This window comes from Novosphingobium olei, from assembly GCF_012927405.1.
GTDB classification, from domain to species: domain Bacteria; phylum Pseudomonadota; class Alphaproteobacteria; order Sphingomonadales; family Sphingomonadaceae; genus Novosphingobium; species Novosphingobium olei.
On record NZ_JABBGM010000002.1, the window covers coordinates 450,992 to 464,143 of the forward strand.

9 protein-coding genes are annotated in these 13,152 nt (G+C 66.3%); 6 read left to right on the top strand and 3 right to left on the bottom strand.

The window, feature by feature from the left end; translation table 11 throughout:
• The first annotated feature begins 142 nt into the window (after window positions 1–142).
• Complete coding sequence (locus HHL27_RS06195; RefSeq protein ID WP_169492502.1) at window positions 143–1,570, top strand: M20/M25/M40 family metallo-hydrolase; 1,428 nt, start codon at window positions 143–145, stop codon at window positions 1,568–1,570.
• On the opposite strand, the gene betI is transcribed toward HHL27_RS06195, so the two are convergent.
• Window positions 1,551–2,153, bottom strand: coding sequence for a transcriptional regulator BetI (gene betI / locus HHL27_RS06200; protein ID WP_169492503.1), 603 nt, complete (start codon window positions 2,151–2,153; stop codon window positions 1,551–1,553). The two genes, HHL27_RS06195 and betI, sit on opposite strands and share 20 nt — an antisense overlap.
• A 68-nt stretch (window positions 2,154–2,221) precedes the next feature.
• Here betI and HHL27_RS06205 point away from each other — a divergent pair, with 68 nt between their 5' ends.
• Window positions 2,222–3,403 carry an aromatic ring-hydroxylating oxygenase subunit alpha gene (locus HHL27_RS06205; RefSeq protein ID WP_169492504.1) on the top strand — a complete coding sequence of 394 codons (1,182 nt, stop codon included), beginning with the start codon at window positions 2,222–2,224 and terminating at the stop codon, window positions 3,401–3,403.
• A gap of 24 nt (window positions 3,404–3,427) precedes the next feature.
• Window positions 3,428–5,122, top strand: a complete 1,695-nt coding sequence (locus HHL27_RS06210; RefSeq protein WP_338114837.1) for a phytoene desaturase family protein — start codon at window positions 3,428–3,430, stop codon at window positions 5,120–5,122.
• 68 nt (window positions 5,123–5,190) lie between these two features.
• On the opposite strand, the gene HHL27_RS06215 is transcribed toward HHL27_RS06210, so the two are convergent.
• On the bottom strand, window positions 5,191–6,516 hold the full coding sequence (locus tag HHL27_RS06215; RefSeq protein ID WP_240959420.1) for an amino acid permease: 1,326 nt from the start codon (window positions 6,514–6,516) through the stop codon (window positions 5,191–5,193).
• A 78-nt stretch (window positions 6,517–6,594) separates the two neighbouring features.
• On the opposite strand from HHL27_RS06215, the gene HHL27_RS06220 reads away from it, so the two are divergent.
• The gene (locus tag HHL27_RS06220) at window positions 6,595–8,196 is read left to right on the top strand and encodes a tetratricopeptide repeat-containing sulfotransferase family protein (RefSeq protein WP_169492506.1); all 1,602 of its coding nucleotides are present in this window, start codon (window positions 6,595–6,597) and stop codon (window positions 8,194–8,196) included.
• Window positions 8,197–8,311: 115 nt separating this feature from the next.
• Window positions 8,312–10,855 carry a TonB-dependent receptor gene (locus HHL27_RS06225; RefSeq protein ID WP_169492507.1) on the top strand — a complete coding sequence of 848 codons (2,544 nt, stop codon included), beginning with the start codon at window positions 8,312–8,314 and terminating at the stop codon, window positions 10,853–10,855.
• Window positions 10,856–10,886: 31 nt separating this feature from the next.
• Here the strand turns inward: HHL27_RS06225 and HHL27_RS06230 are convergent, their stop codons facing one another.
• Window positions 10,887–11,558, bottom strand: a complete 672-nt coding sequence (locus HHL27_RS06230; protein ID WP_169492508.1) for a response regulator transcription factor — start codon at window positions 11,556–11,558, stop codon at window positions 10,887–10,889.
• Window positions 11,559–11,722: 164 nt separating this feature from the next.
• On the opposite strand from HHL27_RS06230, the gene HHL27_RS06235 reads away from it, so the two are divergent.
• Window positions 11,723–13,084 (top strand): S8 family serine peptidase, encoded by a 1,362-nt coding sequence (locus HHL27_RS06235; protein ID WP_206069407.1) that lies wholly within the window; start codon window positions 11,723–11,725, stop codon window positions 13,082–13,084.
• Window positions 13,085–13,152: the final 68 nt, after the last annotated feature.

The window sequence follows — 13,152 nt, forward strand, 5'->3', positions numbered from 1 at the left end:
AGACCTGCCCATTAGGACAGATTGAGAAGCGCTTTTCTGGGCGCGGCAAGGTTTCAGATGCAACAGTAACGCCTGCAACAATGGGGGATTGCGCTGTGTGCGGCGCCGCCGCAAGGTCCCCGCCAAAGGAGTCGCACCTACAATGTATTCACCCGCCCAAGCCCGTTTCCGTGGCCTGCTTGCCGCTGCCCTCATGCTGGGTGCCTCGTCCCCCACGCTCGCCATTGCCGCCACGCCGTCTGCGCCCACCGCGCGCGCTGAAGCGCAGGTCCTTTCGCTGTCGCAGCAGATCATCGCGATGCGCTCGGTGGTGGGGCAGGGCAACGAGACGGGCAAGGTTGCGGCCGCAATCCGCGATGCGCTGGTCGCCGGCGGCTGGTCGGCCACGGATGTCGAGATCGTGCCCTACAAGGACACCGCCTACCTCATCGCCACGTGGAAGGGCAGCGACGCCAAGCTAAAGCCGCTGGTGGTTTCCGGCCACATGGACGTGGTCGAAGCCAAGCGCGCCGACTGGCAGCGGGATCCCTTCGTGCCCGTGGTGGAAGACGGTATCCTGTATGGCCGGGGCGCCACCGACATGAAGTTCAACGCGGCGCAGGCCGTGTCCAGCCTGATCGACCTGCGCCGGGGCGGGTACAAGCCCAAGCGGACCATCGTGGTCGCGTTCTCGGGCGACGAGGAAACCACGATGGAAACCTCGCGCCAGATCGCACAGCGGCTGAAGGACGCCGAACTGGTCATCAACGTCGATGGCGGCGGCGGCAAGCTCGATGAAGGTACGGGCAAGCCGGTCTACTGGACCTGGGACGGCGCCGAAAAGACCTACGCCGATTTCAAGCTCGAAGTGACCAACGCCGGCGGGCACAGCAGCGCGCCACGCCCTGACAACGCCATCGTCCAGCTGAGCCGTGCGCTCGAACGGATCGGCGCCTATCATTTCACCGCCGAGCAGAACCCGCTGACGAAGGCCTGGTTCGAACGCGCTGCCGCCTTCGAATCCGATGCCGCGACCGCGGCGGCGATGCGCGCCTTTGCCGCCAACGCGAACGATGCCAAGGCGCTCGAAGTGCTGCGCGCCAATCCGGCAACGGTGGGCAAGGTGGGCACCACCTGCGTGCCGACGATGGTTTCGGGCGGCCATGCGCTCAACGCGTTGCCGCAGCGCGCCACCGCCAACATCAACTGCCGCATTTTCCCCGGTCACAAGCCGGCCGACATCATGGCCGAACTGGCCAAGGTCGCCAGCGAACCGGCGGTGAAGTTCACCGACGTGACCGAAGGCTCGATCGCCTCGCCCGCCTCGCCCATGCGTGACGATTTCGTGAAGGCGTCGGAAGCGGCGATCCATGCCGCCTATCCCGGCGTCGCGGTGATCCCGGCGCAGGCGTCGGGCGCATCGGATTCGATGTGGTATCGCAGCGTCGGCGTCGCCGCCTATGGCGCCAGCCCGACGATGACCAAGGACAGCGAAGACTTCTCGCACGGACTGAACGAACGCGTCCGCCTGTCGAACGTGCGTCCCGGCCTCGTCTACTTCAACACGCTATTCACCCGCCTGTCGCAATGACCGCGTCCAGGAAGCGGCGGGCGATGGCGTCGGCTTCGGCCGGATCGAACTGATCGGCCGAAAGGCAAAGCTCCAGCCACAGCCCGTCGACCAGCGCGGTCACCCCGATGGCGGTGCCGCGCAACCGGTCGGCGGGCACGCCGCAATCCGCCAGCAGCCCTTCCAGCCGCGTGCGGAAGGATGCGTAGTGCATTTCGTGCCGTTCGGCGATGTCGGGCCGGGCAGAGACCAGCGACCAGAACGCGATCCAGGTGGCGAGCAGATCGGGGCTGGCGATCGGCGCCGCAAAGCTGCCGGTCACGAACGCGGCCAGCCGGTCGCGCGGGTTCTCGCCTGCGGCCTCCACCGCGTCGACCAGATGCTGCGTCACCATGCGGTCGGTTTCGGCGTAGGCTTCGGCGACCAGCGCATCGACCCCATCGAAGTAGTGGTTGACCAGCCCCGCGGAAACCCCCGCCTCGGCCGCAATCGCCCGCACGCTCGCGCCCGATGCGCCAAGGCGGCCGAGCACGCGCATGCACGCCTCGATCAGGCTGCGCCGCCGCGCGTCGGGTTCGGAACGGCGGTATGCGGGTTCTTTCATGCTGGCATCGACTTTCAAATCTGTTATACGATCGTTCAATAAGCCGGGTGATTCAGGGGCGTTGCGTGATGGGTGATCTTTCTTCCGCCTTCGCTGCGATCTCGTCGGTCGACGTCGATCCGGATGGTGACTGGAGCCTTCCTGGCTGGCTCTATACCGATCCCGAGTATTACGCGAAGGAGGTTGAGGAAGTTATCCGACCTTCGTGGCAGATTGTATGTCACGCAAACGACATTCCGGCCTCCGGTGATTACCGTACTCTCGACTACCTGGGTGAAAGCGTCCTCGCCATTCGTGGCGACGACGGCCAGATCCGCGCCTTTACCAACGTCTGCCGTCATCGCGCGATGCGACTGGTCGAGGGCCCTTCGGGTTGCACGAAGAAGCTGATCTGTCCCTACCACGCCTGGGCTTTCGAAACCGATGGCCGCCTTACCGGCGTGCCGATGAAGTCCGATTACCCCGCGCTCAAGATGGAGGACAACGGGCTTCATCCGGTTTCGGTCGAGATCTGGCGCGGCTTCGTCTTCGTCCGCCTCGTCGACAAGGGCTTCCCCTCCGTCGCCGAAATGATGGCGCCGTTCGAAGACGAAGTCGCGCCTTACCGCTTCGAGGAGATGCAGCGCATTTCCGACGTCCGCCTGCGCCCGCGCGCAGTGAACTGGAAGAACGTGGGCGACAACTATTCCGACAACCTGCACATCCCGGTCGCGCACGATGGCCTGACGCGCATCTTCGCGAAGTCGTACGAGATTTCGGCGCACGGCTGGGCCGACCGGATGAAGGGTGATCTGGTGGAAAAGCCCTCGGCCAACTTCTGGGAACGGTTCTACCAGGCGCACCTGCCGGAAGTGCCGCACCTGTCCGAAACGGCGCAGCGCCGCTGGCTCTACTACAAGCTGTGGCCCAACATCGCCTTCGACATCTACGCCGATCAGATCGACTTCATGCAGTGGATCCCCACGGGACCCACCAGCTGCGTGCTGCGCGAAATGGCCTATGCGCTGCCGGATGACCGCCGCGAGATGAAGCTGGCTCGCTACGCCAACTGGCGCATCAACCGCGTGGTCAACCAGGAGGACACCTGGCTGATCGAGCGGGTGCAGCAGGGTATGGCCAGCGGCACGTATGGCGCAGGGCCGATCGGCCGCAGCGAGGTCTGCCTGCGCAGCTTCGCCCGCAAGATCCGCGCGATCTTCCCCGAAGCGCGCCTGCACAAGGCGCCGCCTGCGGGATGGAGCAAGCGCTAAAGTGAGCAAAACCAGCTTCCGTTCGTGTCGAGCGCAGTCGAGACACGCCGCGCACCGTGTCTCGACTGCGCTGGACACGAACGGGGCGTCAGAAGAGAGTTCCGGGAGCATCGCATGACCAATCGCTACGACGCCATCGTGATCGGCGGCGGCCACAATGGCCTCACTTGCGCCTTCTACCTTGCGCGCGCCGGCATGAAGGTGCGCGTGCTCGAACGCCGCCACGTGGTGGGCGGCGCAGCGGTGACCGAGGAATTCCACCCCGGCTTCCGCAATTCGACCGCGAGCTACACAGTCAGCCTCCTGCGGCCCAAGGTCATCGCCGACATGAAGCTACACGAACGTGGCTATCGCGTGATCGAACGGACGATCAGCAACTTCTTCCCGTTCGAAGACACCTACCTGAAGCTGGGCGGCGGCCCAGGCCGCACCGAGGCCGAGTTCGCGCGCTTCTCGAAGAAGGACGCTGAGGCTTATCCCAAGTACGACGCCGCGCTGGAAAAGGTTGCCAACGTGCTGCGCGACATCGCGCTGCAGACCCCGCCCAATCTCGGTGGCGGGCTGGCCGCACTGAAGAATGCCGCGATGCAGGGATGGCCGCTCGCCAAGCTCGACCTGGCGACGCAGCGCGACCTGCTCGACATCTTCACCAAGTCCGCGCGCGATTTCCTCGACGGCTGGTTCGAGGACGACCACGTCAAGTCGGCCTTTGCCTTCGACGCGGTGGTCGGCAACTATGCCGGCGTGTCCACCCCCGGCAGCGCCTATGTCCTGCTGCACCACGTGTTCGGCGAAGTGAACGGCAAGCTCGGTGCCTGGGGCCACTCGGTCGGCGGCATGGGCGCGATCACCCAGGCGATGGCGCAGGCCTGCGCGGAATATGGCGTCGAGATCAGCCTCGAAGCGCCGGTCGCCAAGGTGCTCGTCAACAATGGCAAGGCGCAGGGCGTGAAGCTCGAAAGCGGCGAGGAGCTTTATGCGCCGATCATCGCCGCCAACGTCGGCCCCGCGCTGCTCTATCGCCAGCTGGTCGATTCAAGCGACCTCGACGAGGACTTCAACCGCCGGGTGAAGAACTACAAGACCGGTTCGGGCACGTTCCGCATGAACGTCGCGCTGTCCGAACTGCCCGACTTCACCGTGCTGCCGGGCAAGGAACAGGCCGAACACCACACCGCCGGCATCATCATCGCGCCGGGCATGGACTACATGGACCAGGCCTTCATCGATGCGCAGCAGAAGGGCTGGTCGAAGAAGCCGATCGTCGAGATCAAGATCCCGAGCACCGTCGACGACAGCCTCGCCCCTCCGGGCCAACACGTCGCCAGCCTGTTCTGCCAGCAGTTCGATCCCAACGTCGATTGGGACAAGCACCGCGAGAAGGTCGCCGACCTGATCATCAATACCGTCAACGACCATGCTCCCAATTTCAAGGCCAGCGTGATCGCCCGCCAGATCCACTCGCCGCTCGATCTCGAACGCAAGTTCGGCCTGATCGGGGGTGACATCTTCCACGGCAACATGGGGCTGGATCAGCTCTGGGCCGCGCGCCCGTTCCTGGGCCACGGCGATTATCGCGCGCCGATCAAGGGCCTCTACATGTGCGGCAGCGGCACCCACCCGGGCGGCGGCGTGACCGGTGCCCCCGGCCACAACGCGGCGGCCGAGATCATCCGCGACCGCTCGATGCTGTGGAAGGTGCTGCACCGGGCGCGGTGAGCGTGGTGTGAAGCAAGGGCAGTGCTTCGACAGGTTCAGCAAGGACGGGTAAGGGCGGGGACGTCCTCCTAGACCGCCTGCCCTGAGCTTGTCGAAGGGCCGTCCTTCTTTTGCCCCCGCCGCACCGCCCAGTACACCGGCACCCCCGCCACCACGAACAGCGCCCCATAACCCAGCGCGTGCGCGCCAAGGCCCCACGAGGCCCAGACGATGAACGCTGCCGCGATCAGCGCGACCACGGCGAGAAGCCGCTCGCCCGGCAGCAGCTTGAGCGCGGCGATCATCACCATCAGGTAGCTGAGCATGCCCGCCGCCAGGCTGACCGAGGCGATGAACTGGAACAGGTCGCCCAGCCCCTTGGAGTAGTTCATCACCGCCACGCAGGTCAGCAGGATGGACGAGACGACGTGCGCCCGCCCCGGCGTGCCGCGCGTCGTCTCCTTGGCGAACCACGCCGGGAACACGCCGCCCCTCGCCATCGCCCAGGGCACTTCGCCCTGCAGCAGGATGAAGCCGTTCAGGGTTCCGAACGCGCTGATCGCGGCGAACACGGCAACCACGCTCGCCACCCCGCTGCCGAAATGCTGGCCCAGAAAGTCGGCCACAGGCGCTGGCGAGGCCGCCGCCTGTCCGGTCGGCATATAGGCGAAGAAGGCAAGGCTGATGCCGACATAGACCACGCCGGTCAGCACCGTGCCGATCAGCGTGGCGCGCGGCACCACCGCGCTTGCATTCTCCACCTTGTCCGCCGGAACGGTCGCGGATTCGAGTCCGAGGAAACCCCAGAAGGTCAGCCCCGCCGCGCTGGCGATCGCGCCTGCCGCGATCGGCACCGGCGGCTGCGTCACATGCGGCGCGCCAGTGAGGGCCAGCCACAGCGCCAGCGCGATCAGCACCACCAGCGGGATCAGCTTGAGCGCGCTCGTCACCAGCGACACTTCGCCCGCCGTGCGCACGCCACGAATGTTCACCGCGGTCAACAGCCAGACGCAGCCGACCGCGAGCAGCGCGGGCAGGCCAGGCGTCCGGCCGATGACCGGGGCGAGCAGGCTGATGTTGCTCACCACCGCCACCGCGATCGCACCGTTGCCCGCCCAGATCATCGTCCAGTACGACCACGCCGTGGCAAACCCGGCGAGCGGGCCGAACGCGGCATTGGCATAGGCATAAGGGCCGCCCGCCAGCGGCAGCTTGCCGCCCAGCCGCGCGAACACGATGGCAAGGCACAGGGCGCCGCCGATCGTCACCATCCAGCCGAGCAGCTGGTTCGCCCCCAGCGGCGCCAGCGTCGCCGGCAGCAGGTAGATGCCCGATCCGATCAGATTGCCGACGACCAGCGCCAGCGTCATCAGAAAGCCGAGCTGGCGGGCCGGTCTGGTGCCTGTGGTGCTCAAGCGAATACTCTCCCCGCCGTCTCGAAGCGTGCAGACTAACGCTTGATCGCGCCGCGTCACCGTGTTTGTTGCACACCGATGGCGAGCCTTCCCGACTTCGACCCCCGTTCCTACGACCCGCGCCTCGTCCGCGCCGCGCATGCGATGAACGCGAACGACCTGCCAGCCGCCGAGCCGCTGCTGCGCGCGCTGCTCAAGGACAATCCGTTCGACGTGCGCGCCATCCGCCTGTTTGCAGAACTTGCCGGGCGCATCGGGCGCTATCAGGATGCCGAGAACCTGCTGCGCCGCGCCATCGAGCTTGCACCTCAGTTCACCCCGGCGCGCGCCAACCTCGCGCTGGTGCTCTATCGCACCAACCGCGCGGGCGAGGCGCTCGAGGAACTGGCGCGTGTCTCGGCCGAGGATCCCGACAATATCGGCGTGTCGAACCTGCAGGCCGCCGCTTATGGCCGCATCGGCGAATTCGACGAGGCGCTGGCGCTCTATGCGCAAGTGCTCAAGGAACTGCCGAACCAGCCGAAGGTGTGGATGAGCTATGGCCACATGCTCAAGACCGTGGGCCGGCAGGCGGACGGCATCGCTGCGTATCGCCGCGCGATCGAGCTGACGCCCACGCTGGGTGAGGTTTGGTGGAGCCTTGCCAACCTCAAGACCGTGCGCTTTTCGGACGAGGACATCGCCGCGATGGAAGCGGCTCTGGCCGACGAGGGTATCTCGGCAGAGGACCGCTGGCATCTCGATTTTGCGCTGGGCAAGGCGTTCGAGGATCGCGGCGAGCCGGAACGCGCGTTCGCGCACTATGCGGCGGGCAATGCCCTGCGCAAGCGGCGCATGCCTTACAAGGCGGAGGAGACGACCGCGCAAGTCGACCGGATGATCGCCGCCGCAACGCCTGCGCTGCTGGCCGGTGCTGCGGGCAAGGGCTGCCTCGCCCGCGATCCGATCTTCGTGCTCGGCATGCCGCGCGCCGGGTCCACGCTGGTCGAACAGATTCTTGCCAGTCACAGCCAGGTCGAAGGCACCAGCGAACTGGGCGACATCGCGCTGCTGTCGCGCAGCGTGGAGGACTTTCCCGCGGGCCTCGCCACGCTTTCGGGTGACGATCTTCGGGCCTTGGGCGAACAGTACCTCGATCGCACGCGCATCCAGCGCCATACGGCGAGGCCGCTGTTCGTCGACAAGATGCCCAACAATTGGCTCTACGTGCCGTTCATCCGCATGATCCTGCCCAATGCCACGATCATCGATGCGCGCCGCCATCCGCTCGCCTGCGGCTTTTCCAATTTCAAGCAGCACTTCGCGCGGGGGCAGGGGTTCACCTACAGCCTCGACGACATGGGCCGCTACTATCGCGACTATGTGCGGCTGATGGCCCATGTCGACGCCATCGCGCCGGGCGCCGTGCACCGCGTGATCCACGAAGCGCTGCTCGATGATTTCGAAGCGGAAGTGCGCAAGCTGCTCGCCGCCTGCGGCCTTCCGTTCGAACAGGCGTGCCTTGCCTTCCACAAGACCGAACGCGCCGTGCGCACCGCCAGCTCCGAACAGGTGCGCCGCCCGATCAACCGCGACGGGGCCGATGCGTGGAAGCCCTTCGAACCCTGGCTAGGTGAACTGAAGGCCGCGCTCGGCCCGGTGCTCGATGCCTACCCGCAGGTTCCGCTGACATCGTTGTAATTTCGCCACGCCCGTGGACGAACGATAGTTTCAAAGCGTTGCTATCTTGACCGCCCGCCCTTGCGCGGCGCACGCTTGTTATTGGACAAAGTCATAACAAGGGTGGGCAAATATCATGAGGATGTCCCGCAAGGCGCGGATCGCACACGGCCTCCTTCTCGCATCGGGCGCGCTGCTGGCCGCACCGGCCCTGGCGCAGGAGGCGCCACAGGCGCCGCAGGCCGATAACGCAGCGGCGGCCGACGGGCCCGACGTCATCATCGTCACCGCGCAGAAGCGCAGCGAAAACCTGCAGAAGGTGCCGATCTCGATCCAGGCGCTGGGCGAAGCGAAGCTCGAACAGCTCAACGTCAGCAACTTCAACAGCTACACCCAGCAGCTGCCTTCGGTCGTCGCGCAGTCGGCCGGCACCCCCGGCACCAACGTGATCTACATGCGCGGCGTCGCCTCGGGCGGCGATGGCAACCACTCGGGTTCGCTACCCTCGGTCGGCGTCTATCTCGATGAACAGCCGGTCACCACGGTCGGCGGCAATCTCGATGTCCACATATACGACGTTGCCCGCATCGAAAGCCTGTCCGGGCCGCAGGGCACGCTCTACGGCGCCTCGTCGGAAGCGGGCACGCTGCGCATCATCACCAACAAGCCCGATACCAGCGGCTTCTACGGGCGCGTCGATGGCGAAGTGAACACCGTCCACAAGGGCGGGCAGGGCGGCAAGCTCGAAGGCATGATCAACGTGCCGTTCTCGCAGACGGCGGCGCTGCGCGTGGTCGGCTATTACCAGCGCGATGCCGGGTTCATCGACAACGTCGCCGGTTGCCGCAGCTTCCTGCCCGAAAGCGATCCGCTCGGCTGCCCGCCATCGAAGAACGGCGGCATCTCGGTCGACAATTCGGCCTTCGTGAAGAAGGACTACAACGACACCGAAATCTACGGCGGCCGCGCCGCGCTCAAGGTCGATCTCGACGACAACTGGACCGTCACGCCGACCGTGATGTACCAGGATACCAAGAGCCACGGCTCCTATGGCACCGATGCCCGCGTGGGCGACCTTGCCGTGCAGCACTTCTTCCCCGAATACCGCGACGACAATTTCTGGAGCGCGGCGCTCACCATCGAAGGCAAGCTCGGCAACTGGGACGTGACCTATGCCGGCTCCTACATGGAGCGGAAGACCTACTCGTCGAGCGACTATACCGACTACGCCGAAACCTACGACCAGCTCTATGCTTCTTACGGCGGCGTCGCCAGCTACCTCTACTTCCACGATGCGGCCGGCAACACGATCGACCCGCGCCAGAAGGTGATCGGCACCGATCACTTCAAGAAGATCAGCCAGGAACTGCGCATCGCCTCGCCGTCTGACCAGCCGCTGCGGCTGGTGGCGGGCGCGTTCTTCCAGCGCCAGTCGAACGCGATCCACCAGGATTACCAGGTCGCGAACCTCGCGCCCGAACTTTCGGTCAACGGTTCGCCCGGCACGCTCTGGCTCACCCAGCAGGAACGTGTCGACAAGGACTACGCCGCGTTCGGCGAACTGACCTGGGACATCACCTCGAAGTTCTCGGTGACGGGCGGCGCGCGCCTGTTCAAGTACGACAACTCGCTGGTTGGCTTCTTCGGCTTCGGCCGCAATCCGGGGGCGAACGGCCTCTACGATGGCTCGCCGCCCAACGCCGTGGGCAGCAACCGCACCGGCGTGGCGCAGTGCTTCACCGAATCCGGCCAGCGGCTCTATGACCGCGATACCGACACGTACGCCACGTCGCGCGTGCTGTTGCCGGCGGTCGTTTCGGGCAGCCCGTGCACCAACCTGGGCGTCTATGAAAACGGCAAGGTCAAGCCGGTCGTCGCCAAGGGCGATGGCGTGACCTGGCGCTTCAATGCGACCTACAAGCCCACCGACACGCTGATGATGTACGCCACCGTGTCCAAGGGCTTCCGCCCCGGCGGCCAGAACCGGCGTGGCGATTTCGGCGCCTACCAGCCCGATTACCTGATCAACTACGAACTGGGGCTCAAGACCACGCTGGGCGGCGTGCTGCGGCTGAACGCGGCGATCTACCAGCAGGACTGGAAGCACTTCCAGTTCGCCTATCTGGGGCCGAACAGCTTCACCGTCATTACCAACGGCCCGAACGCCCGGATCCGCGGTTTCGACATCGATGCCGGCTTCAACATCGAACGGCTGAGCGTGAACGTGGCGGCGGCCTATACCGACGCCAAGACGCGCCAGAACCTGTGCGCGGTGTTCGATCCGACGTTCACCTGCGCTACCTCGTCGGTTCAGGCCCCGGCCGGCACCCGCCTGCCGATTACCCCCCGGTTCAAGGCGACGACGACGGTGCGCTACACCGTGCCGGTGGGCGAAGCGAAGGTCTATGGCCAGTTCAACCTGGCCTACCAGTCCAAGGCCTCGTCCGACATCCGGGTCGACTATGCCGCCAAGCTGGGCGAGCTGCCCGATTTCGCCACGGTCAACCTCTCGCTGGGCGCGGACTGGCCGAACTACTCGCTGGAACTCTTCGTGCAGAACCTGCTCGACGAACGCGGGCAGCTGTCGCGGTTCGTGCAGTGCGGGGCGTGCACCAGCCGGCCATACTACGTGCCGATCACGCCGCGCACGATCGGCTTGCGTGCCGGCGCGAAGTTCTGATCCGTCGCGCTCGCTCGGCTGAAAGGGGCGGCTACGGCTTGTCCAGCACGTAGCCGAGCGAGCGCACGGTCCTTAAGGGGTAGCCCGCGCCCACTTCGCGCAGCGCGCGGCGCAGGCGGCTGACCCAGGCATCGACGGTGCGTTCGTCGATCGGCTGGTCGTTCTTGCCCAGCGCGCCGATCAGCTGTGTGCGACTGAACACCTTGCCCGGCTGTTCCATCAGGTAGCGCAGCAGGCGCAGCTCGTTGGGCATCAGCGCGATTGGCGTGTCCTTCCAGCGGGCCTGCAGCGCGGCAAGGTCGAGCGTAAGGTTGCCGAGCTGCAGCGTCCGGCCCGGCGCCTCCCGCTCGGGGATCTGCACCGAAAGCACGCGATCCAGCACGGTGCCGCGGTCGACCGGCCCGACGATGTAGTCATCAGCCCCGGCGCGCAGCGCGCGGCGCTTGGCCTCGGCTTCGTCCTCTTCCAGGATCATCGTCACGTGGGCCTGCTCGGTCACCGGATCGCAGCGCAGGCGGCGGCACAGCTCCAGACCCGACATGTCGGGCAAGACCCAGTCGACGAAGGCCCACGGCTGGCCATCGAGCAGCGGGATCGGGCTGCCCCAGCGCCAGCGGTGGAACTGCACCTTCAGGTCGCCGTGGACGAACGGATCGTGCCCGCCGGGCAGCGTTTCGGTAAGCAGGATGTCGATCTGGCGCATGGGGTCCCGCAACTTGAGGCGAGGCCTATCTGTCGTGATTTTGTGACGCTTGCATGACGATGAAGGCTGCGGCGGCCGCTTGGCGCGATGGCGGAGATTCCCGTTCGCTCTCGCCGTGTTCGGTGATAGCTTCCGATAATAATTTCTTGTGAACGGGGGCGTGCATGAAGAAGTGGATGATGGCGGCGTCGGTTGTGGCGCTGGCAGCGGGCGGCGTGGTGCTGGCGGCGGCAGGGGGCAACGGAGCGGCGGCCACCGCGGTCTCAAGCCTCGTCACGCTGGCGAGCGGGGGCGGCGGGAGCGGCGCGACGGGCGTCCCGGCGGCCCGGGCGACGACCGGCACAGGCCGGCTCATCCTGGCATCTGCGGGCAAGGGCATTCCCGACAGCTGGATCTGCGTGTTCGCCAAGGGCGCGGTCGAACGCGCCGCCATGCGGACCGCGGCGCAGGGCGCGGCGGGTTCGGTCGGAGGCAAGCCGGGCCATGTCTATGACGCGGTGCTCGGCGGCTTCTCGATCACGCTGCCGCAGCAGGCGGCGCAAGTGCTGGTGGAAAAGAACCCCAACATCGATCACTGCTCGCAGGACCAGGTGGCCGAACTGGTCAAGCCGATCGAAGCGAGCGCCAAGCCTGGCGGCGGCGGCGGTTCGACCGAGACGGTGCCCTGGGGCATCACCGCGGTCAACGGCGGGCAGGCCTATACCGGCACTGGCCGGGCGTTCGTGGTCGATACCGGCATCGACCTGACCCACCCCGATCTCAATGTCGATACCGCGCTCAGCGCCAACTACGTCACCCGCGAAACCTCGCCGCAGGATCTGAACGGCCATGGCACCCACGTGGCCGGCACGATCGCGGCGATCGGCGGCAACGGCAAGGGCGTCGTCGGCGTTGCAGCCGGCGCCAAGGTGGTCGCCATCCGCGTGCTCGACCGGCGTGGCAGCGGCGCCTATTCGGACGTGATCGCGGGCGTCAACGCGGTGGCGGCCAAGGGCAAGCCCGGCGATGTCGCCAACATGAGCCTGGGCGGGCCGGTGTCTACCGATCTCGACACCGCCGTGTGCCAGGCGGCGGCGACCGGCGTGCTGTTCGCGATTGCCGCGGGCAACGACGGGGCGGATGCCTCGGGCTATTCGCCCTCGCACGTCACCTGCGCCAACACCTTCATCGTCGCGGCCGAACAGCAGGGCAATGTCTGGGCGAGCTTTTCGAACTACGGCCAGCCGCCGGTCGATTACATCGAGCCTGGCGTGAACGTGCTCTCGCTCTGGCTCACGGCGGCACCAACACGATCTCGGGCACGTCGATGGCGACGCCGCACCTGGCCGGCCTGCTGTTGTGGGGCACCGGGGTCAAGGCGGGTGGCACGGTCACCCGCGTGGCGGGCGACGTCTACACGCTCGGCGGCCACTGAGCGCCTGGTGCCATCACGGTTCGGGGAGGGGGGAAGGGGTCGCTTCGGCGGCCCCTTTTCCGATTCGGCACAGGGCAGGGGGTTGACGGGGTTTACACGGTCCAGGAGCTAAATCCGGCCGCCTTGCCCGCTGATCGCGAGTACTGGCACAAGACCTTGATTACCGACGATTTCAACGAG